Source organism: Pseudomonas sp. 3A(2025), assembly GCF_054589175.1.
The window spans coordinates 172,505-196,224 of the sequence record NZ_BAAILM010000022.1 but is presented as its reverse complement, the minus strand read 5'-3'; the positions used below and the strand labels follow the sequence as shown (position 1 = coordinate 196,224).

Sequence of the window (23,720 nt, the reverse complement as noted above, 5' to 3'; positions counted from 1 at the left end):
GGCCAAGGGGCCTGAGCTGATCTGGAACTCATGGTCGGCCGCCAGTGCGGGCAAGCCAACGCCCAGGCCGATCGCCAGGCTGAGGAGGGTGCGGGAAAACGGCATTGAAGCATTCCTTTGGTGGGTTATGCCTTGATGTGCAATGCCGGGCGCGTTTGTTAAGAGCAACGCTCAGACCCTTTGCGCATAAGCTTATGCCGCCGTGATGCGCACCCAGTACCGGCTGAAAAACTGCAGGCGCAACCCCAGGCTGTCGCTGAGCAAGGCCAGGCTGCGGTCGGTGTCGTCCAGCGGGTACACGCCGCTGACACGCCGGAGGGCCACGCTGGCATCGAGCTGGATCACGCCGCGACGGTAATCCTGCAAGGCTTGAATCACCTGGCTCAGCGGCTGGTTTTCGACCCGTAGCAGGCCACGTGTCCAGGCATCGTCGGCATTGGCGCCCGCCTCGATAGCGATCAAGCCACTGCTATCGAAGCGCGCCCGCTGCCCGGCATCGAGCCGATGTTCCTGACCCTCGCTGAACAACCGGGCGCTGCCTTCAAGCACCGACACGCGGCTGGCGTGTGCCTCGCGGCGCAGCACCAGCCGTGCCTGATGACTGAGCAACGAGCCGTGCGCGGTATCTACCCGAAACGCTGCACCCTGAGCGATGCGCAGGCTGATCTGACCCTGCTCCAGTGCCAGGCAGCGTGGTTGCGGGGCGCACACTGCGCTGCAGGCATCCAGAGTCAACTGGCTGCCGTCGCCGAGCATCAGTTGCCGGCGCTCGCCAGTGTCGGTGCGCCAGTGCTGGCCCGGCTGCAAGGCGCGTAGCGCGTCGGGGCCTACCAGCATTGCCAGCAATCCCAGGCCCAATCCGCCACCGGCGGCGCGCAACACCCGGCGCCGGGTCGTCGGCGTGTTGACCACACCGACCAGTTGGCGGCTCGACAAGCCGCCTATGCCTTGGTCCTGCAAACCGCGCAACTGGCCGCTGAGCTGGCCGATAGCCGCCGCTTCACGCGGGTACTGCCGACACCAGCGCTCATAATCCTGATGCTGTTGCGCCGTGGCTTCGCCCGAACTCATCAGCGCCAGCCAGCTGGCGGCTTGCTCCAGTGTGTCGTGAGTGTTCATGACGGCATGAACGCTTGCAGGCAGCAGCGATACGCCTGGGCCATGTATTGGTGCACGCGCGGCGCGCTGACCCCCAGCTCTTGAGCTATTTCCCTGTAAGTCAGGCCGCCGAAATGATGATGGATAAACGCCGCCTTGACCTTGCCCGGCAAACCGTCGAGCAAGCGGTCGAGCAACTGCAGCGCCTCGCAGGCCAGGTACTGATCCTCAAGCGAAGGCTGCACCTCTTCGGGCAGGCTGGCCAGGCTGTCGCGGTACGCACGCTCAAGATCCGCGCGGCGCCAGCTTTCATACATCACCCGCCGGGCAATCGTGGTCAGCAGTGCGCGGGGTTCGCGGATGCTCTCGCCGTTGTCCAGGCGCAAGACCCGCAGAAACGTCTCTGCGGCGAAATCTTCGGCATCGTGGCGGTTCTGGGTGCGCCGTTGCAAATGGTTGCGCAGCCAGGCGAATTCGCGTTCGAACAGCAGGCGGGTCCAGGCATGCTGCCCGGTCGGCGAAGTGATAGACATGGCGGATCGATGCGTAAGACGGCAGTCAGGAACGCTAGCCTAGCGTGATGGCGGGGTGCCGACGAAAGAATATAAAATTCGCGCATCTAATCAAAAAGTAATATGAAAACCTTTTTACAGGGCATAAAAAAAGGCCACCGCACTAACGTGAGGTGGCCAAACAGATCTAACCAAAGGAATGATGAAGGGAGCACCCGGCCGCCGGAGCGGGCCACCGGGTCGTTATTCATCGAGGCGCACCGTACCATCGGGGCGCGCGAATTTATCATCGACTTTATTGATAGTGACTATCGTCACGGATTGCTTGTGACGACTTAATGGCCTGCGTGTGCGGCATCCTTGGCAACGGACGGGTCTGCAGAGTCGCCTGCAAGATAGACATTGACGCGCTGCATCATGCCGTTGTCCTCATGGTCAAGGATGTGGCAATGCAGGACATATTCGCCGATGTAGCGCTCGTACCGCGTGCGCACATAAACCTTGTAGCCCTGCTTGACGAACAGCGTGTCTTTCCAGACCCCCTTCAGGTCGATGTATTGCGGATCTCCTCCCTCCCATTTCAGGCGCTGGTCTCGCGAGTAGGCCGGGTTGGTCACATCCAGACAGCCGTCGTTCCTGGCCGCTTCGGCCTTGAGCTCCGCAGCGTCATTTTCGCCGATATTCTTGCAGATGCGGCTGACAATGAACGGGTTCACGTGGATGTGGAACGGGTGGTTGATCAACGCATCCGAGTCCGGGATTTGATTGTGCGCCTCCAGAACCCATTCTTCTGCCGTGCCCAGTTTCAGGTTACGGGTTGGCATATCCTTGTCGCCAAAGGACTTGCCATCGATCATGAATTTGAACGTCCCTTCAGCATCGTTGCCGATGGCAAAGGCCAGATGCTGGCGCTGTTCAAGCAGCTCGTCATCCGCGATGGGCTTGTGTTTGACGAAATGGCTGAACGCAATGGCGTCCTGCTGCAGATCGCTGACCACGGCCCCGCGAATATCTTCGGGCAAGCGCCTGGCCGCCGTCACCAGGGTCTGGCGGATGACCTCTTTGCTGTCCTGGGTGGGTTTGGAAGTGCCGGCCTTGACTTCGACGAAGCCAAGCAACTGGCTGGGCGTCTGCAGGGTCCGCTTGTTGTCGTTGATCGAGGCGGCCGAGACGGTCTTCTTGTCGATGACACAATACTGCCCGGCCTTGTCGAAGACGGTGAGAAATTCCGTACGGTAGCCCGGTTGCAGCACATTGCTTTTGATCGGCGTCAGGTGCGTCTGGGTCAGGCCATCCGAGGCGTACTGCCACTGCACCTGCGCAGCGCTGGGTTCGCCTTGGGCATCATCGTTCAGCCCTTCGCAGTTTTCCTGAATCCACAGAGCTTCGGCACCGGGCTTCTCCGGGAAGGGAGCGGCGTCGGCCTTGACCTTATAGAACCCCAGGTCGACGGTATCGCGGATACCGGCATGCACAACCCGCCAACGCTCGACCCGCCCGGCCACTGCGCCGTCGAAGCGCGGTTGCACCTTGCCGTTGAGGGTGGTGTAGCGATTGGATTCATCCCAACTGCTGGGCCCCAGATCATCCAGGTTATTGATGACCCCGATATCGCCTTCTTCGCACGCCCAGCCGATGACTTCTCCGCCGGAGGTGGTGGTTTTCTTGATGTTGCCTTCCTTGTCGCGGCAGGCGTACTGGATTTGCTGCAGCACCACCACGCGCTCTGGCAGCTTTTCGCCATTTGCAGCTTTGAGGATAGTGTCGAGATCGCCGGTCTTTTTCAGCGTCGGCACACGGTTGCCCTCGATGATCAGCGCGCCGCCCATACCGCCAGACACCTGGATGGCGGTCGAGCCATGGGTATGCGGGTGATACCAGTACAGGCCGGACGGGTGGTCGAGGGGCACGTTGTATTCGTACTGGAACTTGACCCCGGGCTTGATGCTCAACAACACATTGTCGCTGTTGCCCGCTGGTGAAACCCAAAGGCCGTGGCTGTGCAGATTGGTCACGTTCAAAACAGGGTTGTCGTCTTTGCAGTGCTCTGGTGATTTGGCCTGGTCGCAGATCAACTGGTTATCGACATTCATGCGCACGGTATCGCCGGGACGAACGTGAACGGTCGGCGGAATCAGTTCCCCGTTGTAGGTGCGAACCTGCAGATGGTCCTGCCGACCGGACATTGCATTGCGCACCAGGGTCTTGGCCGGGTCCGAGAACGTGAGTGTCAGATCGATCTCTGTCTCGTTGCTCAGCACGTCCACGAATGCCTGGCCGGCCTTGGCGTTTTGCGCAACGCCCGGCAGGGCCTGGCCTGGTGTTGCCTGAACGCGATAAAGCGTGCGCTCGCCGGTGAGTTCGCTGGGGTTGCCGACACGAGGGATGCGTCCCTCATCCAGAGAAAGGGCCAGGGCCATTGGCGGGCTGAGCAGGGTCAGCGCCAATGCACCCGATAGAAAACCGCCCTGACGGTTACGGCCCGACCGGGCCTCCTTGTTGAGACTGATCATCCTGATGCCTTCCTTGTGTTCGTGCCGACTGCGGGATCGAGCCTGGCTCCACAGGAATGGAAATGTACTCCGGATCCGATGACTGTAAAATGAATTTTTGGCACATCGCCATCATTGATATTGAGGTCAGAGCGCTAGTTCGCATTGGACGGAAAGAGGTTTTCGACCATGTGGTCAATAAATACCCGCAGCTTGGGTGACAGGTGCTTGCTCGACGGCCAGAGCAGGCGGAAGGTGCCTTGAAACTGCAAGGCATCGTCCAGCACGCTCACCAGTCGCCCTTGCTCGATAGGCTCACCGACCAGAAAGTCCGGCAGGCAGGCGATGCCCAGATCATCCAGCACCACGCTCAGCAGCGCCTCGATGGTGTTGCACACCTGCGTCGCCGGCACCAGCGGTTCTGCCTCGTCCGGTGCGCGCAGCAACGGCCAGGTTTCAAGCTTGCCGGTGCTGGGAAACTTGTGCCGCAGGCAAGCATGCCGGGCCAGGTCGGCAGGCGTGCGTGGTGTGCCATGGCGGGCCAGATAAGCGGGCGTGGCGACCAGGCGCATCTGAAAATTGCCCAGCACCCGCGACATTAACCTGGAGTCCTGCGGCTCGCCGGTGCGCACCACCACATCGAAGCCTTCTTCGATGACCTCGACCAGACGGTCGCTGAAATCCAGGTCCAGCTCGATGGCCGGATAGCGGTGCATGAAGCCGGTGAGGGCGGGCATCACCAGGCGCTCGACCAGCGGCAGGCTGACGCGCAACCGTCCTTGTGGTGCCTGGCGAGTCTGCGACAGCTCAAGCTCTGCCGCTTCCAGTTCCCCTAATACCCGCCGGCAACGCTCCAGAAACAGCGCACCTTCGCCGGTCAAGGTGATGCTGCGGGTGCTGCGATGCAGCAGGCGCACCCCCAGCCGTTGTTCGAGGCGTGCCACGCTTTTGCCGACCGCCGAAGCGGAGACGCCGAGGTTACGCCCGGCCTCGGAGAAACTGCGGGTTTGCGCCGCCTCGACGAAAAAGGCAATGCCGCTCAGCGATTCCATGACCGATTCATTCAGGAGAATTTGTCCGATATGTTAAGAATATCAGCAATATTGTCCAGAAAGATCCGTCTGCCTAAGGTGAGCGCCTGTTTTTCCATTCCAATGCAGACAGGTGCCTATGAGCTCTTCAGCGGCGACAACATCACTCGATAGCGACACCCAACCTGCGGCGCGGCTGCCGCTGGCCTCTTTGCTGGCGCTGGCGCTGGCCGGTTTCATCACGATCCTGACCGAAGCCTTGCCGGCCGGCCTGCTGCCACAGATCAGTGCCGGCCTGGAGGTGTCCGAAGCACTGGCCGGGCAACTGGTCAGCGTCTATGCGCTGGGGTCGCTGATTGCCGCCATTCCCTTGATCGCCATCACTCAAGGCCTGCGCCGCCGACCGTTGCTGTTGGCGGCGATTTTCGGTTTTGCCATCGCCAACACCGTTACTACCTTGTCCGACAGCTACGCATTGACTCTTGTGGCGCGCTTGCTGGCCGGGGTCTCGGCCGGCCTGCTCTGGGCACTGTTGGCCGGCTATGCCGCACGCCTGGTCGCACCGCAACAACAGGGCCGGGCGATTGCGATTGCCATGGTTGGCACGCCGCTGGCGTTGTCGCTGGGCGTACCGGCCGGCACCTGGCTGGGCAATCTGCTTGGCTGGCGTTTGTGTTTCGGGCTGATGAGCGGGTTGGCGTTGCTGCTGATGGTGTGGATACGTTTCAAGCTTCCGGACTTTGCCGGCAAGCCTGGTGGCGCGCGCCTGTCGCTGCGCCAGGTGGTGAAACTCCCAGGCGTGCGGCCGGTGTTGTGCGTGGTGCTGGGGTATGTGCTGGCGCATAACATTCTCTATACCTACATCGCGCCGTTTCTGGCCGATGCAGGCATGGGCACGCACACCGATCGGGTGCTGCTGGTGTTTGGCGTGATGGCTTTGCCGAGTATCTGGATTGTCGGCGTGTTGATCGATCGGCATTTGAGTACCTTGACCCTGACCAGCATCGGCTTGTTCGGTGTGTCGGCAGCGTTGCTCGCGGTGGCCGGACAAACACCGTGGGTCATCTATCTGGCAGTGGCGATCTGGGGGCTGGCCTTCGGTGGTGCGGCCACGCTGTTTCAGACTGCCTTGGCCAAGCGCGCGGGGGAGGCGGCGGATGTGGCCCAGTCGATGCTGGTCACGGCCTGGAACATGGCCATTGCCGGCGGTGGGTTGCTGGGCGGCGTGCTGTTGCAGCGCCTGGACGCCGGAGCCTTTGCACCGGCCATTATCCTGCTGTTGCTGCTGACGCTTATTACTGCCTGGCCACGTATCGAGAAAACAAAAAAGGCCGCCTGAACCCTGAGTTCGGCGGCCTTGTCACAAGCCTGTTGACTCAACCATGAGCAGAGCAGGTTTCGCTCAGGCGCGAGTAGTGCAGTTCGTGCTCAACGCCTTGGCTGTCGAGGTAGACCATGCTCGCGGCCACGGGCTCGCACAAGTCCGATTCAGCCGCATCGATGCTGATCACTTTGGCGACATCGAGGTTTTGCGAGTAGCTGTACTGCTGTACATCGGCCGCTTGCGGGGTGGTGTCGCTGTTGGCCGAGGCCATAACGCTGAACATCGACAGGGCAGCAAAGATTACATATTTCATGGTGTTCTCCGTGTTTCTCAACAGTGCAAAGTCGCAGTTCGCTTTGCCTATGGCGCCATTCTAGAGATGCCCCCCGGTCTGCAGAAATGGTGCCTGTCAATACAGACAATCGATATAACCGATACAGTTCCGATGGAACGATTAAAGGTCATCGATTGAATCCTTCGATTCGTCGACCCTGAGCTATCCAGCCATCCGATAGTGCATTTTTGCCATCAGTTTCATGCTCTGCCCACCAACAACAGCGGGTTTGAGCATGGAACAGTTCGATATCTACCGTAAGACGCGATTTGACGCCCTGGTTCACGAATATGGCCTGGACGGCAGCCGTTTGCTGCCCTGGGAGGGGTACCCGATGCCGTTTGGCGGCGGCTGGTGCGTGGTGCGTCCCGGCACCACCAGCGCCACCCACACGCAGATCGACCAGGAGCTGTTCATCGCCATCCAGGGCACGGCGCGGCTGGTGATCGGCGACAAGGAAATGAGTTTCACCAAGGGCGACATCGCCGCGATCCCCAAGCACACCCACCACTACGTCATCAACGATTCCGATGAAGACTTTCACTTCTACGTGATCTGGTGGGACATGAACCACGTCAACGATTTCCTCACCCGTCACACTGAAACGACGGGGTGTCTCGATGACTAAGTTCATTGTCACCATCACCCCGCCAACGCCCAACGGTGATCTGCACATCGGCCATATTGCCGGCCCGTTCCTGGGTGCCGATGTGTTCACCCGCGTGCAGCGCCAGCGCGGCCACGACTGCGTGCTGCTGTCGTATTCCGACGACTACCAGTCGTACATGCTGCGCAAGGGCCTGGAGCAGGGCGTCGACCCCATCGAGCTGGCGCGGCGCAACACCGACCGCATCGAAGCGTCACTGGCGGCGGTGAATATCCAGCCCGACAACTGGATGCGCCCGTACGACAACCCCTGGTTTCATCAGGCTGTCAGCGAAGTGTTCGGTAAGTTGCAAGAAGCCGGCGCCATCGAGTTTCGTGACAGCGACGAGCCGTATTGCGCCGACTGCGATAAATGGGGCTATGAAGCCTTTGCCCGCGGCCTGTGCAACTACTGTGGCCACGACTCGGACCCCAGCCAGTGCGAAAACTGCGCCCAGGCGCCTGACGGCGCCTTGATGAGCGGCCTGTATTGCAAGCTGTGCCACAAGGCGCCCAAGCTTAAAAGCACGCACCGGGCGTTCCTGAAACTGGCCGATTTCAAGCCGGTGTTGCGCGACACCTTGCTTGGCCGTCAGTGGCGCGAACCGCTCAATGCCTGGCTGCGCGATACGATTGAGCACCTGCACGACTGGGGCGTGACCCGGCCGCACGACGGTGGGCTGGACCTGGCCGCCGATGGCTCGTGCCGCGTACACACCTGGTTCATGGGCCTGGCCGGCTATATCGCCGCCTTCAGGGAATACGCCGAGCGTGTCGGCAACCCGGAGCTGTTCAATCAGTACTGGCGCTCGGGGCAGGGCACGCTGGTCAACTTTCTGGGTTTCGATTGCGTGTTCAGCCACTGCATCGTCTACCCGGCGCAACTGGCCGCCCATGACGGGCTGCGGGTGCGGCAGCATTTTGTGCCTAACCAGTTCCTCAAGCTCGACGGCCTGAACCTGTCGACCAGCCGCAACCACGCCATCTGGGTCGCCGACCTGGCCCGTGAGGCTTGCCCGGACAGCGCCCGGCTGTACCTGGCCAGCATCGCGCCTGAACAAAGCGAGGGTGATTTTCGTCTGGCGCAATTTCAGGCCTGGCGTCAGGAAGTGTTCGGCGAATTTTTCCCGACGCTGCTGCAGGCCGGCCCCGCCCAGCGCGATCACTGGTGGAGCGGCTTCTGTGGCCCGGATGCTGGCTTGCTCGAGGCGCTGCGCCTGCAATGGTGCAAGGCCTCGGAGCTCAAGCAGTTCTCGATCCAGCACATGGCCCAGGTGCTGCTCGATGCGATTGCCATTGCCCGCACGCGGCTGGCCGAAGGCCGTCCGGTCAGCCACTTTGCCGCATTGATCGCGGTGATCGGCAAAAGCCTGATTCCCGACACCGCCGCCCATCTGGTGACCGCGTATGGCCTGCCCGAAGCGCGGATCACCGCCACCGTGCTGTCCGGTCCTGCCGCCGACTATTCCATCTGAGCGCACCCGATATGGACATCGATTATCAAGTCGCCGTGATCGGCGCCGGCATTGTCGGCGCAAGCATTGCCGCGCGCTTATCCAGCCTCGGCCTGGAGGTGGCGTTGCTCGATCAGGGCAGCGTCGCCAGCCTCGGTGCCAGCGCCTGTTCCGGCGGGCTGGTGCGCCTGTATGACGGCGACCCGCTGCTGATGCAACTGACTGCGCATTCGTTGCAGGTCATGGCCGGCAACCTGTTCGCGGCCACCTACACCCAGGCCTTGCGCCGCACCGGTGTGCTGTATCGCGCCGCCCCGGAGCAACACGCAGAGTTGAACGCGGCCATCGAACGCTATGCCAGCGCGGAGTATCCGCTGCGCCTGGTACAGGGTTATGGCCCGTACCTGCACCGCGAAAGCCGGCTTGATCTGTACGAAGCCCGCGCCTGCGTCGGCGACGTGCGCCAGGCCACGGCGCGCCTGTGTGCGGTGCTGCGCGGGCCGGGGCTGGTGCTGGAGCATTGCCGGGTGCAGGCCATTGACTGGCAGGCCGATGGTTCGGCCAGCATCCATCTGGGCGAAAGCCGTTTGCGCTGCCGGGTGCTGGTGCTTGCCAGTGGCGCCTGGACCCGGCGCTTGTTGCCGGAGCTGAATGTCGAAAGCCGCAGCATCCCGCTGGCCCGGGTGTTGACCGACCGCGACTGGCCGTTGCCGGTGATCGACGCGCCGACCGCCAGCTACGCCATTCCGCTCAGCCGGCACATCGTGCAGAGCGGCTGCGGCCTGCGCGACCGCGCGTTGTTGCCCGAAGACCTGGCGCGCCCCGATGCGCGGCATCTCGCCGATGCCCGCCAGCGGGTCACGCAACTGGCCGGCGGCGGCCAGGCGCAGGTGCTCGACATCGTGCCGGGATTTGACAGCTACAGCGCCGATGGCCGGCCGTTACTGGGCTTTGTCGACGACCAGCGCGGGCTGTATGTGGCCTGCGGCATGTCCGGGCTGGGCTTCAAGTTTGCGCCGGGCATTGCCGACATCGCCGCGCGGCAACTGAGCCGCTACCTGGCCGATGAAGACCGCCAGCCAGAGCCGCAATGGGCGCCACTGTGCCCGCGTCGCGCCCTGCAACCGGCGGTGTTTGCCGAAAGGGTGCAGCCATGACGGCTTTCAACGGTTTGCCCAGTCCTTTGCGGGTCGGCGTCAGCGCGGTGTTCGATCCTGCGGTCACTGCGCATGCGCGGACCTTTCTGCGGGCCATGGCCGTGGGCCGCAACCTGCTGCCGGGCCTGAACGGCGTGCGCTGGCACTGGCTCGATGACGGCGCCGACCCACAGCGCGGCGCCGAGGTCGCGCAGCAGATGATCGACTGGGGCGCAGACCTGGTGATCGGACACTTTTCTTCCGATGCCGCCCTGGCCGCTGCACCGCTGTATCGCGAAGCCGGTATCGCGCTGCTGACCCCGGCAGCGACGGTCGATGCCTTGACGCAGCACGGCAACGTTTTGCGTTTTTGCCCGGCGGATCAGCACCTGGCCGGCGACCTGTTGGCCTGGGTACAGACCCGCGGCTGGCAACGCCTGCACATCGCCGCCGATGACAGTGCGCATGGCCAGGCTTTGGCGGTCGCCATTGCCCGACAGGTCGCCAGGCAGGGGTTGCAACAGGTCGCCACGGCGGAACAGGCCGAACTGGAAATCTTTGCCGGGCGCCTGAAACCCAGCCGCGAACACTGGCAGGCCCGGCGTGCGGCCGGCAGTCAAACACCGCTGGTGCTGACCGACGATGCCGCCTCAACGCACCTGGGCAAGGCCTGTGCGCAGGACAGCGACACCTACGTGATCGGTTTCGACGATAGCGCTGACGATTACCAGCACCAGCCGCTGTTCGGCTGCGCGCCACAGACCTACTACCGCGAAAGCCTGCGCCTGTTGCACGTGGTCGCTGCACTGGCCGGACGCGAGTGGCCGAACCGCCGCGCCTTGCTGGAGGCCTTGCACCGCGAACGTTTCGCCACCCCGCTGGGCGACGTGGCGTTCGTGCACGGCGAATGCCAGGGCGTACGCAATTGCATCTGGCGCGTTGGGCCGGGCGGTCTTGAGCCATTGCACGCCACACCTGTTTACCCACATCACTAAGGACGGATTTTCATGGGTCATCACACGATTGATTCCGATGCACTGTGCATCGGCTTTGGGCCTGCCGGGATTGCCCTGGCCTGCGTACTTGAAGACGCACGCGAACAGGGCCACCCGCTGGGGCGTCTGGACCTGCGCTTTGTCGAAAGCGCCGCCGACACCCAATGGCACCGCGAATTGCTGCTGGCCGGCACCGACATCAACCACCACGTGTTCCGCGATCTGGTCACGCCGCGCAACCCGCGCAGCCGTTTTTCCTTTGCCATGTACCTCAAGGACAAAGGGCGGATGTTCGAATTCGGCCTGCTTGGTCGCCCGGCCAGCCGCCATGAATGGTCCGACTACGTGGCCTGGGTGTCGCGCCAGGTCGACGCCAGCACCCACTTCAACACGCCGGCCACGGACATCCTGCCGGTGATCCGCAACGGCCGCTTGCGTGAAGTACAGGTGCAAACCCCGAACGGGCTGTTCACCACCCGTAATCTGGTGCTGTCCAGCGGCAGCGTGCCGCAGATTCCCGAACGCTATACCGCGTTGCTGGGGCCGCGAGTGTTCCACACCTCGCAATTTCTGACCCGCCTGCAAGCCTTCGGCAGCGAGCTGCTCAAGCGCTGGCTGGTGATCGGTTCCGGCCAGAGCGCCAGCGAGTCGGTGCTGGAGCTGATCGAACGCGACCGCGACGTGCAGGTGCATTCGGTGCACCGCAGCGCCGGTTTCAAGCTCACTCAACTGGGGCAATTCCCCAACCGTGTGTTCGGCCCCGACCACGTCGACTATTTCCATAGCCTGGACGCTGCCGCACGCCAGCACTTTCTCGACTACAGCCGCGCCACCAACTATGCCGGCATCGACCCGGACGAAAGCCAGAAACTGTTCTCGCTGACCTACGAAGACGCCATCGCCGGCCGCCAGCGCCTGCGCACTTACGGCTATCACCAGGTCAGCGCTGTAGAGCCGTTGGGCAACAGCTATCGGGTCACGCTCACCGACAGTTTCAGCCAGCGCAGCCAGGTGGTCGAGGTCGACGCCATCGTGCTCGCCACCGGTTACCAGCAACTGCGCGTGCCGGCGCTGCTCGCCAGCCTGCAACCGTGGCTGGCCAGCGACGCCAAGGGTGGCCTGCTGATCGACCGCGATTACCGCATCGCCACCGCTGAGCACTGCGATGTGCAGCTGTGGGTCAACGGCCTGTCCGAGCGCAGCCACGGCATCAGCGACAGCCAGTCGTTCTCGATGATGGCGCTGCGTGCCGAACGGATTGCCAATGCTATTAACAGCGCTGTCGCCACCTCGGCGCCGGCCATTGCCCTGGCACAGTGAGTGATGAGCATGTTTGACACCATCGGCGACATCATTCACGACCGCACCTTCCTTAACGTGACCGGCATCGGTCCTGACTTTCAACTGAAAATGGAGTCGTTCAACCCGGCCGGCTCGATCAAGCTCAAGACCGCCGTTGCGCTGATCGACGACTTGCAGGCCCGCGGCCTGATCACCCCCGACACCGTGCTGATCGAGTCGTCGTCGGGCAACCTCGGTGTAGCCCTGGCCATGCTTTGCGCCAGCCGTGGCCTGCGTTTCACCTGCGTGGTCGACCCCAACAGCGCCAGCCATAGCATCCGCCTGATGCGCAGCTACGGTGCCGAGGTGATCCAGGTCGAAACCGCCGATGCCAACGGCGGCTTTCTCGGCACGCGCATTGCGCTGATTCGCGACCTGTTGCTGCGCGATGCGCGTTATGTGTGGCTCAATCAGTACGAAAACGCCGCCAACCCGCGTGCGCATGCGCAGACCACGGCGCGCTCGATCGGCGAGCACTTCGGCCAGGTCGACTACCTGTTCGTCGGCGCCGGCACCACCGGCACCCTGATGGGCTGCGTGCAGTACTTTCGCAAGCATCACCCGCAGACAAAAATCATTGCCGTCGACAGTGTCGGCTCGGTGACCTTTGGCACGCCGGCCGGACGGCGCTTCATTCCGGGGCTGGGCACCAGCCAGCGGCCGCCGATTTTCGATCCGCAAGGCATTCATGCGCTGGAAATGGTCCCCGAAGCGCGCACCGTGGCCATGGCCCGTTTGCTGGCGCGCAGCCGCGGCCTGCTGGTCGGCGGCTCGACCGCGACAGTGGTGGCTGCCGTGCACGCCTGGCGCGAGCGCATCGAGCCGGGCGCGGTGGTGGTGGCGTTGTCGCCGGACTGGGGCGAGCGCTACCTCGACACGCTGTACGACGATACCTGGGTCGAACAGCGGTTTGGCCGCGAAGTGCTGGACATGACCCTGGCGGACCTGACCGTCGAGGCTGCGCACACCACGTACTTTGCCGAGCCTGAGCCGTTGCGAGCGGCCTTTCATGTGGTCGACGGTGCCAGCGTGGCGCACATTCTGGCCAGCGACCCGCAAGCCAGCATCGAGGATGTACGCCAGGCCTATCTGCACCATCAAGCAGGACGCACGATCAACCCGGACAGCTACTTTCTGCGCTTTCCGGCGCAGCCGGCCAACCGCATCATTGCCTTGCCGGCCAGCCTTGACGGCGAGCAGCCGGTGACCGGGATCAAGTGGATTTCCAGCTTTCCAGGCAATATCGACTCTGGCCTGCAACGCGCTTCGGCGGTGCTGTTGCTCAACGATCCGCACACCGGCTATGCCTATGCGTGCCTTGAAGCGTCGCGCATCAGCGCCACACGCACGGCGGCGTCGGCCGTGCTGGGTGCGCTCTGGATCAATCACCAGCAACGCAACATCCGGCATCTGGCACTGGTCGGCGCGGGCTTTATTGCCCGCACCATTCTCGATCTGCTGGTCGCCGATGGCTGGCAGTTCGAGCACATCAGCGTCCACGACAGTCACGCAGGTTCTGCGCAGGCGCTGATCGAACACGCCCGCCGGCAACACAACCTGCACATTGAAGCTGTGGACCTGGGCGCCAGCCTTCGTGCCGACCTGCTGGTGTTCGCCACCACCGCGCCCAACCCATATGTGCTGGAGCCGCTGCTGACGCCTGGGCAAATCGTCCTGAACATCTCGTTGCGCGACCTGGGGCCGGCGTTGATTGCCCAGGCCAACAACCTGTTCGACGACGTCGAGCACTGCCTCAAGGCCGGCACCTCGCCGCAACTGGCGGTGCAGGAGTACCAGCACCGTGCGTTCATCACCGGCACCCTGGCGCAGCTGATGCTCGGCGAAATCACCCTCGACCCGACGCGGCCGACGATCTTCTCGCCGTTCGGCCTGGGCGTGCTTGACCTTGCGGTCGGCCAGCGCGTGTACCGCCAGGCGCTGGAGCAGGGGCGGGCGCTGCCGGTGGCGGATTTCTTCTTTGAATCGAACCGCTGGTGATGGCCATGACTTCACGTATCGATCCATTGCGTATCGCCATCGTCGGCATGGGTTCGCGGGGCCTGAGCCTGCTGGAGCAATTCATTGCCCTGCACCGGCATGAGGGCCGTGCCCTGCACATCGATCTGTTCGATCCGCAGACACCGGGCAGCGGCCTGCACCTGAGCGAACAGCCCGATTACCTGATGCTCAACACCATGGCCGGGCAACTCTCGGCATTTAGCACCGCGCACCCGGCGACCCAGCCGCCGGGCTTGAGTTTTCTGGCGTGGTGCCAGGCCCATGATCTGCGCCTCGATGCGCGGGGCCATCTCGACAGCAGCGGTCAGGGACGGCCGATCGGCTTTGGCGATTTTGTTCCGCGCCGTTTGCTGGGCCGTTACCTGCAAGACAGCTACCGCTGGCTGCTTGGCCATTGCCCGCCCGGTTTGCAGGTGCAGCATGTGGCGCAGCGAGTCGTCAGTGCCCAGCCGCACGCTGCGGGCTGGCAGCTAGGCACCGGACAGGGCGAGCAGCGTATTTATGACGCGCTATTCATCTCTTGCGGGCATGCCATCGGCGCGCCGTTGCCCGTCGATATCGGCCAGCGCGTGGCCATCGAAGGCCTGGGGCTGAGCGCCATGGACACGCTTGCGTCACTCACCGAAGGGCGCGGCGGGCGCTTTGTCGCCGATAACAGCCTGGCCGGCTGGCGCTATGTGCCCAGCGGCGCGGAGCCGCGTTTGTACCTGTACTCGCGCAGCGGCCGGCCGTTTCATGCCCGCCCGCAGCACGATGGCGTACAGCGTCAGGCCTGGTCACGGCTGTACTTCACTGCCGCCGCCATCGAAGCGCTGCGTCGGCAGGCAACGGATGGCCAACTGGATTTCACCGGTGAAGTGCTGCCGCTGATCGAGGACGAAATGCGTGCCGTGTTCTATCAGGCCTGCGTGCGGCTTGAGGCACCGGCACAACTGAGCGACTTGCAACAGTCCTTGCGCCACGCCGCTGATACCCATGAGCGGCAAGCGCTGTTTACCCGGCTGGCTGCGCAATGGGGGCCGTTCGATCCTGCGCAGTGGCACGCCACCGAACCCTGGAGCGGCGCGCCTGAAAGCTACGCCGCCTGGTTTCGGCAGTGGATCGAGCAAGACCTGATCCGCAGCCGCTCGGGCACTTCGCGCAGCCCGTTGACCCAGGCGCTGGAAGTCTGGCGCGACTACCGCGATGTGTTGCGTCTGGTCGCCGATCACGATGGCTTGCAGGCGCACTCGACGCAGGCGTTTTACGCCGTGTATGCCGGGGTCTCCAACCGGCTGGTCGGTGGGCCGCAACGTGAGCGCCATGAAGACCTGCTGGCGCTGATCGATGCCGGCGTGGTCGAGGTGCTGGCGCCGGCTCAGGCCTCAGTGCTGGAGGTCGAGCAGCGTATTTCAGCGCGGGTCAGCCACAGCGGTCTGCGGCATAACCGTAATGAACTGCTCGCCGATTTGCTACGTCAGGGCCTGATTCACGCCGCCCATCCGTACCCGGCCGACGGCGTGGCCATCGATGCCGTTGGCCGGGCGCTGCGTGCTGACGGCCAGCCCCATTCACACCTGTGGCTGCTGGGGCCAGCGGTCGAAGGCTGCACCTTTTACAACCACTACGTGCCCACCCCCGACCCGCAGTGCCTCGCGCCCCTGCAAGCGCGGCGGGCGGTACACGATTGCCTGCAAAGCCTGGCACTTCATTTATCGACGGACCTGAGGAACGCTTCATGAACGAACTCACTTTGCTGACTGCGCTGGCCGGTGCCTTTATCGTACTGATCATCAGCCCCGGCCCGAACTTTCTGGTCATCACCCAACTGTCTTTCAGTCAGTCTCGCCAGCAAGGCATTTGCGCAGGGCTAGGCGTGGCCTCTGGCAGCATCATCTGGGCCTTGCTCGCCGCCACGGGCCTGGGCCTGATGTTCCAGCAACTGCCGTGGCTGCAACCGGGCCTGCAACTGCTTGGCGGCGCCTACCTGACCTGGCTGGGCACCAAGAGCCTGCGCAGCGCCGGCAGCCAGCCGGCCCCGCGTGACATCAAGGCGCTGGGCATCGGCAGCCTGAGCCGCGCCTATCGCTTTGGCCTGTTGACCAACATGACCAACCCCAAGGCTCTGGCGTTCTACACCAGCGTGTTCACCACCGTGGCCGCCCCCGGCCTGCCGATGTGGGTGCGCACCGCCGGCGTGTCGATCATCGCCGTACTGGCCATCTCGTGGTTCGTGCTGCTGGCCACGCTGTTCTCCATCCCGGCCGTGCAGGAGCGCTACCGCCGCATGAAAAAGGCCATCGACATCATCACCGGCCTGTTCATGGTCGCCTTCGGCCTGCGCCTGCTGCTGGGCCTGATTCCGGCGGCATGGCTGCACCTCTGACGACCCACACCGCCTTTGTAGGACCGACTTTAGTCGGGAATCGCAGCGATACCGTTCCCGGCTAAAGCGGTGCGCCGCCCGGCCGGTCCTACGGTCCGCAGCGTTACGGATTTTTGTATCCACTCATCAAGGAACGACCTCATGCACACCAGCAACTGGCATTACCCCACCTCCATCCGTGTCGGCGCCGGCCGTGCGCGGGAACTGGCCGGCGCTTGCCGCGACAGCAATATCCGCCGGCCGCTGTTGATCACCGACCGCGACTTGGGCAGCAGCCACATGATCCAGCAAGCACTGGACGACTGCCGCCGCGAGCTGGGCCACTGTGCGCTGTTCGATCAGGTCAAGGGCAACCCCACCGGCGCCAATGTCGCCGAAGGCCTGGCCGCCTACAAGGCTGGCAACCATGACGGCGTCATCGCCTTTGGCGGCGGTTCCGCGCTGGATGCGGCCAAGGCCGTGGCGTTGATGTCCGGGCAGAGCCGCCCGTTGTGGGATTTCGAAGACATCGGCGACAACCACCTGCGCGCCGACCCCGACGGCATCGCGCCGCTGATCGCCTTGCCAACCACCGCCGGTACCGGCTCCGAAGTCGGCCGGGCGGCGGTGATCACCGACGAAGAAGCACAGGTCAAACGCACCATCCTGCATATCCGCATGATGCCCAGGGTGGCGATTCTCGATGCGCGGCTGACCCTGAGCCTGCCCACGCACCTGACCGCCGCCACCGGCATGGATGCGCTGACCCACTGCATGGAAGCCTGGTGCTCGCCGGTCTGGCACCCGATGGCCGAAGCAGTGTCGGTCAAGGGCATGCAAATGATCAAGCTGCACCTGCCGCGCGTGGTTGAAGACGGCCAGGACCTGGAGGCGCGCGAGCACATGCTGGTCGCCTCCAGCCTCGGCGCGGCGGCGTTTCAGCGCGGCCTGGGCGGTGTGCACGCCATCGCTCAGTCGCTGGGCGCGCTGTACGACCATCACCACGGGTTGCTCAACGCCATCGTGCTGCCCTATGTGCTGCTCGCCAACGAGTCGGTGTTGCACCGGCCGATGGAAGACCTGGCCCACTACCTGCGCCTGCCGGTGCCGGGCTTCAAGGGCGTGCTCGACTGGCTGCTGCAGCTGCGCGAAGACATGGGCATTCCGCACACGCTGGCGGCCTTGGGCATCGACGAGCGCGATGCACGGTTGATCGGGCAGATGGCCTTTAACGACGGTTGTTCGCACACCAATCCTGTGCGTCATTCGGCCGAGGGCTATCAGCAGATCTTCAGCCACGCGGTGCGGGGGTTCTGATGCTCGATGCTCAGGCGCTGGCGCGTGTCAGCGAGGTGTGGCACAGGCAGGTCGACAGCGGGCAGATTGTCGGCGGCGTCTTGCTGCTGGCCCAGGCTGGTGAGCTGCGCCATGCCAGCGCCCGGGGCTGGGCAGACCGTGAAGCGAGCAGGGTGATGCAGCGCGACACGCGCTTTCGCCTGGCCTCGCTGACCAAGTTGCTCACCTCGGTGACCGCCTTGCGCCTGTGCGAGCTGGGTATGCTCGATGTGCAGCAACCGGTCAGCGACTGGCTGGAGGATTTTCGCCCCCGGCTGGCCGATGGCTGTGAGGCGGCGATCACCCTGCGGCACGTGCTGTCGCACACCAGCGGCCTGAGTTACGGCTTCGAACAGCCGCCCGGCAATGCTTATCACCTCGCTGGCGTGTCCGATGGTCTGGATGATCAGCAACTGACGTTTGAGCAAAACCTGCAACGGCTGGCGCAGGTGCCGTTGCTGTTCAAGCCGGGCAGCGCCTGGGGCTACTCGCTGGCCACCGACGTACTGGGTGCTGTGATCGAGAAAGCCAGCGGCTTGCCGCTGGCCCAGGCCATCGCCCGCTGGGTGACCGAGCCTTTGCAGATGACCGCCACTGGCTTTGTCGACCAGCCGGAACGCCCGCTGGCGCGGCCTTACAAAGACGCGCCGGAATTGCCGCAACCCATCGCCGAACACGACAGCCTGCTGCTCGACAGCGGCCTGGCGCAGTTGTCCGCCAGCCGGGCTCACAGCACCAACGCCTACGCTTCAGGCGGCGCCGGGCTGCTGGGCACCGCCGACGACTATCTGCGCTTGCTTGAGTGTTTACGCATGGGCGGCACGCCGCTGCTGACTCCAGCGAGCACCGCCGCCTTGCTGGGCAACGCGCTCGGCGATCTGCCGATGGCCAGTCGTGGCCCGGGCTGGGGGTTTGGCCTGGGGCCTGCAGTGCTTGCAGACCCCGACGCTGCCGGGCATGTACAAGGCCCCGGCACGTGGGGCTGGTGCGGGTTGTTCGGTTGCCATTATTGGGTCGACCCGCAGGCGCAACTGAGCCTGGTGGTCATGACCAATACCGCAGTGGCCGGCGCGTGGGGCGCGCTGGCGGACGGCGTTGTACAGGCTATCTATCGGCGTTGATGGCCGGGCGGCGTGGGGCTTATTTCATGCCAATCAAACCTTTGGCCAAGTCCCGGCTTTTGCTGTCCATGCCCTTGGCGCTCATCGCATTGTTCAGCGCATTGGTGGCCTGCCCCAGCGCCGACTGCATGCTTCTGATCTCGGTCGTCAGCATCTCCCGCTGGCGTTTGATTTCGTCGTCGGTCAAGGTCTTGTCGCTCAGAATTTCCATCAACTCCTGGCTTTTCTGAGCGATTTTTTCCTGCAACTTACGAATGTTCTTCAGCGCTTCCTTTACCTCTTCTGGCAATGGCGCGTTATCGATGTCGGCATACTTCTCGCTTTCCAGCTTTTCCTGGCCTTCTTTCGAGATATCAACCTTGGTCGTGGCAGGCGTAGCGCTAACGCTGGCGCTGGTCGTGCTGTCGCTCGCAGAAACGGGGGCTGAGCTGGGAACCTGCAGTTGCAGGACGGGGGTGTAATCGGCTGAGTCGATTTTCATTAGGGTGTCTCTAAAACAGCAAGGTAGTTATCAATCACGGTGTGCCAAGCCAATCAGCGGCAGTTTCGCCAGCATGTTTTTCAGGGCCAGTGCATCCCACGGCAGATGCTCGGCAATGCCCAGCCCGACCACATCCGCCACCGTCGCTATATCGGCCAGCAGTCGCACCACTTGATCGATACTCATCTTGCCTTGCGGCACCTGATCCCACTCACCGGGGGTTTGCGGGTTGGCGAACAGCAAGGCGCGAAACAGCGCAGGGTCCAGCACGTCCAGGTCCAAATGAATCGCCAGGTGTCGGGCGCCGGTGGCCTTGAACCACTCCAGCACCGGGGCGCTGGAGTCGGCGAGCTCCGCAGGGCTGGCGTGTTTGAGGCCAAAGCGCTGGATAAACGCTGTCTCGCCCTCGGAGGTTTCCTTGAGGCCGGCGTACATGACGTTTTGCGGCTTGAGCGGCCGGCTGACGGTGCTGGCGAACTGCTCGTCGCCCTGGCCCAGCAGGTTGCCCAGCACATGGGCGTGGGCATTGGGGTAATCGGCCGGGGTCATGACGTCGGGGTGCGCATCGACCCACAGCACCGCCAAGTCACCGTCGTAGCGCTCGTTCAAGTACGCGAAGGGTGCAAGGTCGACCAGGCAGTCGCCGCCCAGCACCACCAGCCGGTCAGGGCTGTGTTTGTCGATCAGGCGGCGGGCGTCCAGGTATTGCTCGAACAGCGCGCTGCGGCCACGGATGCCGTCTTCTATTTTCAACGGGGTGTCAGAAGGCTGCGCGACCTGGACCTCTTCGCTCGGGCCATCGTGTTCAGGCGCTAGCCAGGCCAGCAGTTGCGCGCCAAAATGGTAGGGCGGGTTGTTGCCGCCTTGCCATTGCGGGAAGAACAGGCGCAGGGTTTTCGATTCGGTAGTGCTCATGGTTCAAGCCTTGTCGGGCGAAGTCATTGATGAGCAAGAGTGATGCGTAGAGGCTTCAGGTGCTGTGTTCGGCCCGCCAATTGTTGTGCGCTGCGCGCCACTATTAGCGGGCGCGTAGCAGCTGCTGCGCAGTGACGCCATAGGCGCGTTTGAAGGCGTGGCTGAAATGCGAGAGATTGGTAAAGCCGAATGACAGCGCTGCCTCCGTGACCTGGTCAAAACGCCCGCTCAGCAGGGCTTGATGACAGGCGCTCAGGCGTTGCATCCACAGCCAGCGAATCGCCGTGGTGCCTTCACTGGCGAACAAACGGTTCAGGGTGCGCGACGACACGAACGTGGCTTGGGCGATGGCGTCGATGGTCAGTTGCGGGTCGTGCAGATTGTCCAGCAGGTATTCCTTGATGCGCTGCAACTGCGAGACCTGATGGGGTTTTACCGCACTCTCCTGCCGGGCAAAGGCCGTCTCGAAGGCGGTGGCCATGACATCCAGCAGCGAATTGTTGAGCCGCTGGCTGGCCGTGGCAGGCAAGGCGGGCGCGCGCCACATTTCCATGATCATCGAGTTGGCCAGCCGGCCCAGCGGCGACTGCGTCGACAGGGTGCGGCTGAGAAAATCATTGGCCTTGGGCATATGGCTGAGCAACAGCGGGCGCGGGATGACCAGCGCAATCTGGTGGTCGCCGTTGGGAAACGAGTTGATATACGGCTGCGCGCCGTCATACAGCACCATATCGCCCAGCTCTTGCCGGGAGTCGCGGCCCGCTTGCGAGACAAAGGTTTCTTCACAGAGGGTCACGGTCAGGAAAAATTGATCGCAGCCTTCGCCCGCGTGCTGGCGGTTATATTCGATAGGAATGGACTGAATACGGCTGTAGCTCATGTTGCCGACGGTGCGTACTTCCAGGGCGCCGTCGAAGCGCTGATCGCTCAGGCGTTTGTTGGTGACCGGCCCGTAAGTGGCACAGACCACATCCTGCCAGTATTCGTAACGCTCCTTCGCGGCGAGGTTCGCAACGGGGAATAGGGTGTTCATTTCTGTACCCGTTGCGACGGCAACGGCGCAAAGATCGCCCGGATACCGCGACACTTCGGATAGCTTGCGCAGCCCCAGAAATTGCCACCGGCGTTGGCGCCTGTGCGCGCCACCCTCATCACCATGGTCTGTTTGCAATGCGGGCAGGCCGGAGCAACAGGTTCTACAGGTGCCGGCGCCGGCTGTGCTTTTACCTTTGGCTTAGCCTTGGGCACTTGTGGGGTGACCGGTTGCGCGACAACCTCGGGAGCAGAGGCCGTAACTTCCCGTTGAGCAACCTGCGTCTCAACGCTCGATACCGTGCTTTCAGCGCGCCGTTGTCGGCGCTTGCGCTGTTTGAAAAACGAGGCAATGGCGCCGAGTACCAACAGCATCGGCACACAAAACTGCGCAAAATAAGCGCCGCCCCTGATAACGCCACTGATCAACGTTACCTCCATACGCTGCGCATCAACTGTCACAGGTGCAGTGGCCAGTGAGTGCAGCCACACCCCCGAAACGACGGCCAGCGTAAGGCCCAGCCACCAGGGCAGCGCACTGACGAACTCAAGCAGGGGGGAGGGACGGTAAGAGCGTTTTCGTGACATGGGCGTTTTCTTGAAAGGTTTTTTTCAGGGCGGTTGCAGGGCGAAAGCGTATCAGCAGAAGCTCAATACCTGCTGTCAGAAAATAAGTGATGGCTCAATAATATCATGGTAAAAGTTCGCCGGATTGTTCATCTGTCGAACCAGGGAAAGGCCATGACAACCTTTGCGACCCGTTTTATCGCCCTCTCAGTACTGCTGTGTGCCGTTTCGGTCGGCGCGAAAGAAACCAGAGTTTCCGATTCAACCATCGTTCAGCGTCTGATCGATGACTCCATCGCGTCTTATTCGGGCAACTGCCCATGTCCCTACAACGCCGCCCGAAATGGTAGCCGTTGCGGTAAACGCAGCGCTTACAACCGTGCTGGCGGCTATGCGCCTTTATGCTTCAAGGAAGATGTCAGTAAAGAGATGGTGCAGGCGTATCGAGAGCAAATGAAAAGGTAGGGGGCCTCTAAAAACGTAGGTGATTATTACGACACACAACGGCGGTTTTGCGATTGCCTGGCAGCGGAAGGCTCCCCTATCATGCGCGACGTTTAAAGACTCCGCGTATTAAGGGAACAACTGATGCAAAAGACCGAACCCGATCAGTTGTTAATCAAGATGCCTTCGTTGCGGGCGGTCAAGTCTTTTGTCGCGGCCGCCAAATGCCAGAGCTTTACCCGTGCCGCCGATTCGCTGTGCGTCACGCCGGCGGCGATCAGCCGGCAGGTCAAGGAGCTTGAAGACTTTCTCGGCGCCGAACTGTTTGTCCGTAGCGGGCGTGCGGTCGCGTTGACCACGGCCGGTACGATGTTTTTCAACGTGGCGCAGCTCTCGTTCATGAACATCGCACAGGCGGCCGATCGTCTGCGCAGCCAGCAGTTCCAGCGCCAGACCTTGACCATCTGCTGTTCGCCGGGCACCGCCAACTTATGGTTGGCGCCACGGCTGCCGGACTTTTCCAGTCGCTACCCGGACATCGAGCTGAGCATCGTCGCCACACACGACTTTCAGCACATGGAAACCGATGTAAAACCTGACGTGTTCATCACCCAGTCGGCGCGAATCCGCGAAGGCTATGTCAATACTCAACTGTTCGGCGAATTGATTTACCCGGTATGCAGCCCGGGTTATTTGTGCAATGTGCCCCAAGGCATGACGCTTGAGGGGTTGCGCGACATGGCGCTGCTCAACCTGAGCCCCTATGGCCGGGCAACGCTGGCCGAATACGTCGACTGGCGCATCTGGTTTGCGCTGCAAGGCGTTGAACTGGGTGAGCGCTCATCGGCTGCCCCCGGCATCATCCACGTCAATGACTACGCGATACTGATCCAGATGGCCTTGCGCGATCAAGGTGTTGTATTGGGCTGGCATCATCTGGTCGAAGAATTGATCTCACAGGGCAAGCTCATCCGCCTGGTGGGCTTTGAGGTGACCCAGCCCCAGACACATCACTACCTGGCGGTGCGTGACGACATCGACGAACTTCCCGCTGTGAGTGGTTTCAGGGACTGGGTCCTGACTCAGATCTGAGGTTTTTA

Annotated in this window: 22 protein-coding genes; 13 read left to right on the top strand and 9 right to left on the bottom strand. The window is 62.8% G+C overall.

Annotated features, from left to right (window positions below; genetic code table 11):
• Window positions 1-192 precede the first annotated feature (192 nt).
• The 4 genes from ACYP2A_RS09085 to ACYP2A_RS09070 form a co-directional block, all read right to left on the bottom strand.
• Window positions 193-1,119 (bottom strand): FecR domain-containing protein, encoded by a 927-nt coding sequence (locus tag ACYP2A_RS09085; protein WP_459744540.1) that lies wholly within the window; start codon window positions 1,117-1,119, stop codon window positions 193-195.
• The gene (locus ACYP2A_RS09080) at window positions 1,116-1,631 is read right to left on the bottom strand and encodes a sigma-70 family RNA polymerase sigma factor (protein WP_459744538.1); all 516 of its coding nucleotides are present in this window, start codon (window positions 1,629-1,631) and stop codon (window positions 1,116-1,118) included. Before ACYP2A_RS09080 ends, ACYP2A_RS09085 begins: the two co-directional genes overlap by 4 nt.
• Window positions 1,632-1,945: 314 nt before the next feature.
• Window positions 1,946-4,123: a multicopper oxidase family protein gene (locus tag ACYP2A_RS09075; RefSeq protein WP_459744537.1), complete on the bottom strand. Its 2,178-nt coding sequence runs from the start codon at window positions 4,121-4,123 to the stop codon at window positions 1,946-1,948.
• Window positions 4,124-4,257: 134 nt separating this feature from the next.
• Entirely contained in the window at window positions 4,258-5,154 is an 897-nt protein-coding gene (locus ACYP2A_RS09070; protein WP_459744535.1) for a LysR family transcriptional regulator, read from the bottom strand.
• A gap of 118 nt (window positions 5,155-5,272) precedes the next feature.
• On the opposite strand from ACYP2A_RS09070, the gene ACYP2A_RS09065 reads away from it, so the two are divergent.
• Window positions 5,273-6,472, top strand: a complete 1,200-nt coding sequence (locus ACYP2A_RS09065) for an MFS transporter (RefSeq protein ID WP_459744534.1) — start codon at window positions 5,273-5,275, stop codon at window positions 6,470-6,472.
• A 37-nt stretch (window positions 6,473-6,509) separates the two neighbouring features.
• Here ACYP2A_RS09065 and ACYP2A_RS09060 read toward each other — a convergent pair whose 3' ends face one another.
• On the bottom strand, window positions 6,510-6,770 hold the full coding sequence (locus ACYP2A_RS09060; protein WP_459744533.1) for a DUF2790 domain-containing protein: 261 nt from the start codon (window positions 6,768-6,770) through the stop codon (window positions 6,510-6,512).
• Window positions 6,771-7,026: 256 nt separating this feature from the next.
• Here ACYP2A_RS09060 and ACYP2A_RS09055 point away from each other — a divergent pair, with 256 nt between their 5' ends.
• The 10 genes from ACYP2A_RS09055 (at window position 7,027) to ACYP2A_RS09010 (ending at window position 19,181) form a co-directional block, all read left to right on the top strand.
• Entirely contained in the window at window positions 7,027-7,419 is a 393-nt protein-coding gene (locus ACYP2A_RS09055; RefSeq protein ID WP_459744531.1) for a cupin domain-containing protein, read from the top strand.
• Window positions 7,412-8,911 carry a methionine--tRNA ligase gene (locus tag ACYP2A_RS09050; RefSeq protein WP_459744530.1) on the top strand — a complete coding sequence of 500 codons (1,500 nt, stop codon included), beginning with the start codon at window positions 7,412-7,414 and terminating at the stop codon, window positions 8,909-8,911. Before ACYP2A_RS09055 ends, ACYP2A_RS09050 begins: the two co-directional genes overlap by 8 nt.
• Before the next feature lie 11 nt (window positions 8,912-8,922).
• Window positions 8,923-10,047: an NAD(P)/FAD-dependent oxidoreductase gene (locus ACYP2A_RS09045; RefSeq protein WP_459744528.1), complete on the top strand. Its 1,125-nt coding sequence runs from the start codon at window positions 8,923-8,925 to the stop codon at window positions 10,045-10,047.
• The gene (locus ACYP2A_RS09040; protein WP_459744527.1) at window positions 10,044-11,021 is read left to right on the top strand and encodes an ABC transporter substrate-binding protein; all 978 of its coding nucleotides are present in this window, start codon (window positions 10,044-10,046) and stop codon (window positions 11,019-11,021) included. The genes ACYP2A_RS09045 and ACYP2A_RS09040 overlap by 4 nt, the downstream gene beginning before the upstream one ends.
• A 12-nt stretch (window positions 11,022-11,033) precedes the next feature.
• Window positions 11,034-12,341: a SidA/IucD/PvdA family monooxygenase gene (locus ACYP2A_RS09035; protein WP_459744526.1), complete on the top strand. Its 1,308-nt coding sequence runs from the start codon at window positions 11,034-11,036 to the stop codon at window positions 12,339-12,341.
• A gap of 9 nt (window positions 12,342-12,350) precedes the next feature.
• A complete protein-coding gene (sbnA, locus tag ACYP2A_RS09030) occupies window positions 12,351-14,360 on the top strand; it encodes a 2,3-diaminopropionate biosynthesis protein SbnA (protein ID WP_459744525.1) in 2,010 nt (669 codons plus the stop codon).
• Window positions 14,361-14,365: 5 nt separating this feature from the next.
• Window positions 14,366-16,102 (top strand): FAD/NAD(P)-binding protein, encoded by a 1,737-nt coding sequence (locus ACYP2A_RS09025; protein WP_459744523.1) that lies wholly within the window; start codon window positions 14,366-14,368, stop codon window positions 16,100-16,102.
• The gene (locus ACYP2A_RS09020; RefSeq protein ID WP_459744521.1) at window positions 16,099-16,746 is read left to right on the top strand and encodes a LysE family transporter; all 648 of its coding nucleotides are present in this window, start codon (window positions 16,099-16,101) and stop codon (window positions 16,744-16,746) included. The genes ACYP2A_RS09025 and ACYP2A_RS09020 overlap by 4 nt, the downstream gene beginning before the upstream one ends.
• A gap of 141 nt (window positions 16,747-16,887) precedes the next feature.
• Window positions 16,888-18,042 (top strand): iron-containing alcohol dehydrogenase, encoded by a 1,155-nt coding sequence (locus tag ACYP2A_RS09015; protein WP_459744520.1) that lies wholly within the window; start codon window positions 16,888-16,890, stop codon window positions 18,040-18,042.
• Window positions 18,042-19,181 (top strand): serine hydrolase domain-containing protein, encoded by a 1,140-nt coding sequence (locus ACYP2A_RS09010; protein WP_459744519.1) that lies wholly within the window; start codon window positions 18,042-18,044, stop codon window positions 19,179-19,181. Before ACYP2A_RS09015 ends, ACYP2A_RS09010 begins: the two co-directional genes overlap by 1 nt.
• Window positions 19,182-19,200: 19 nt before the next feature.
• On the opposite strand, the gene ACYP2A_RS09005 is transcribed toward ACYP2A_RS09010, so the two are convergent.
• The 4 genes from ACYP2A_RS09005 to ACYP2A_RS08990 form a co-directional block, all read right to left on the bottom strand.
• Entirely contained in the window at window positions 19,201-19,662 is a 462-nt protein-coding gene (locus ACYP2A_RS09005) for a hypothetical protein (protein ID WP_459744518.1), read from the bottom strand.
• Window positions 19,663-19,692: 30 nt separating this feature from the next.
• Entirely contained in the window at window positions 19,693-20,577 is an 885-nt protein-coding gene (locus ACYP2A_RS09000) for an arginase family protein (RefSeq protein ID WP_459744517.1), read from the bottom strand.
• A gap of 103 nt (window positions 20,578-20,680) precedes the next feature.
• Window positions 20,681-21,610, bottom strand: a complete 930-nt coding sequence (locus ACYP2A_RS08995; RefSeq protein WP_459744515.1) for a helix-turn-helix domain-containing protein — start codon at window positions 21,608-21,610, stop codon at window positions 20,681-20,683.
• Window positions 21,607-21,984: a topoisomerase DNA-binding C4 zinc finger domain-containing protein gene (locus ACYP2A_RS08990; RefSeq protein WP_459744626.1), complete on the bottom strand. Its 378-nt coding sequence runs from the start codon at window positions 21,982-21,984 to the stop codon at window positions 21,607-21,609. Before ACYP2A_RS08990 ends, ACYP2A_RS08995 begins: the two co-directional genes overlap by 4 nt.
• Window positions 21,985-22,350: 366 nt before the next feature.
• Between ACYP2A_RS08990 and ACYP2A_RS08985 the strand changes: the two genes are divergently transcribed.
• Window positions 22,351-22,641, top strand: a complete 291-nt coding sequence (locus tag ACYP2A_RS08985; RefSeq protein WP_459744513.1) for a hypothetical protein — start codon at window positions 22,351-22,353, stop codon at window positions 22,639-22,641.
• Window positions 22,642-22,764: 123 nt separating this feature from the next.
• Entirely contained in the window at window positions 22,765-23,712 is a 948-nt protein-coding gene (locus tag ACYP2A_RS08980; RefSeq protein ID WP_459744511.1) for a LysR substrate-binding domain-containing protein, read from the top strand.
• The last annotated feature ends 8 nt before the right edge of the window (window positions 23,713-23,720 follow it).

Bases quoted from the DNA above. Each gene is read 5' to 3' on its own strand.
- ACYP2A_RS09015 (WP_459744520.1), top strand. From the start codon at position 16,888: ATGCACACCAGCAACTGGCATTACCCCACCTCCATCCGTGTCGGCGCC.
- ACYP2A_RS09045 (WP_459744528.1), top strand. From the start codon at position 8,923: ATGGACATCGATTATCAAGTCGCCGTGATCGGCGCCGGCATTGTCGGC.
- ACYP2A_RS09055 (WP_459744531.1), top strand. From the start codon at position 7,027: ATGGAACAGTTCGATATCTACCGTAAGACGCGATTTGACGCCCTGGTT.
- ACYP2A_RS09070 (WP_459744535.1), bottom strand. From the start codon at position 5,154: ATGGAATCGCTGAGCGGCATTGCCTTTTTCGTCGAGGCGGCGCAAACC.
- ACYP2A_RS09080 (WP_459744538.1), bottom strand. From the start codon at position 1,631: ATGTCTATCACTTCGCCGACCGGGCAGCATGCCTGGACCCGCCTGCTG.
- ACYP2A_RS09065 (WP_459744534.1), top strand. From the start codon at position 5,273: ATGAGCTCTTCAGCGGCGACAACATCACTCGATAGCGACACCCAACCT.
- ACYP2A_RS09040 (WP_459744527.1), top strand. From the start codon at position 10,044: ATGACGGCTTTCAACGGTTTGCCCAGTCCTTTGCGGGTCGGCGTCAGC.
- ACYP2A_RS09000 (WP_459744517.1), bottom strand. From the start codon at position 20,577: ATGAGCACTACCGAATCGAAAACCCTGCGCCTGTTCTTCCCGCAATGG.
- ACYP2A_RS09020 (WP_459744521.1), top strand. From the start codon at position 16,099: ATGAACGAACTCACTTTGCTGACTGCGCTGGCCGGTGCCTTTATCGTA.
- ACYP2A_RS09010 (WP_459744519.1), top strand. From the start codon at position 18,042: ATGCTCGATGCTCAGGCGCTGGCGCGTGTCAGCGAGGTGTGGCACAGG.
- ACYP2A_RS09025 (WP_459744523.1), top strand. From the start codon at position 14,366: ATGACTTCACGTATCGATCCATTGCGTATCGCCATCGTCGGCATGGGT.
- ACYP2A_RS09050 (WP_459744530.1), top strand. From the start codon at position 7,412: ATGACTAAGTTCATTGTCACCATCACCCCGCCAACGCCCAACGGTGAT.
- ACYP2A_RS09060 (WP_459744533.1), bottom strand. From the start codon at position 6,770: ATGAAATATGTAATCTTTGCTGCCCTGTCGATGTTCAGCGTTATGGCC.
- ACYP2A_RS09085 (WP_459744540.1), bottom strand. From the start codon at position 1,119: ATGAACACTCACGACACACTGGAGCAAGCCGCCAGCTGGCTGGCGCTG.
- ACYP2A_RS08995 (WP_459744515.1), bottom strand. From the start codon at position 21,610: ATGAACACCCTATTCCCCGTTGCGAACCTCGCCGCGAAGGAGCGTTAC.
- ACYP2A_RS09005 (WP_459744518.1), bottom strand. From the start codon at position 19,662: ATGAAAATCGACTCAGCCGATTACACCCCCGTCCTGCAACTGCAGGTT.
- sbnA (WP_459744525.1), top strand. From the start codon at position 12,351: ATGTTTGACACCATCGGCGACATCATTCACGACCGCACCTTCCTTAAC.
- ACYP2A_RS08980 (WP_459744511.1), top strand. From the start codon at position 22,765: ATGCAAAAGACCGAACCCGATCAGTTGTTAATCAAGATGCCTTCGTTG.
- ACYP2A_RS08990 (WP_459744626.1), bottom strand. From the start codon at position 21,984: ATGCTGTTGGTACTCGGCGCCATTGCCTCGTTTTTCAAACAGCGCAAG.
- ACYP2A_RS08985 (WP_459744513.1), top strand. From the start codon at position 22,351: ATGACAACCTTTGCGACCCGTTTTATCGCCCTCTCAGTACTGCTGTGT.
- ACYP2A_RS09035 (WP_459744526.1), top strand. From the start codon at position 11,034: ATGGGTCATCACACGATTGATTCCGATGCACTGTGCATCGGCTTTGGG.
- ACYP2A_RS09075 (WP_459744537.1), bottom strand. From the start codon at position 4,123: ATGATCAGTCTCAACAAGGAGGCCCGGTCGGGCCGTAACCGTCAGGGC.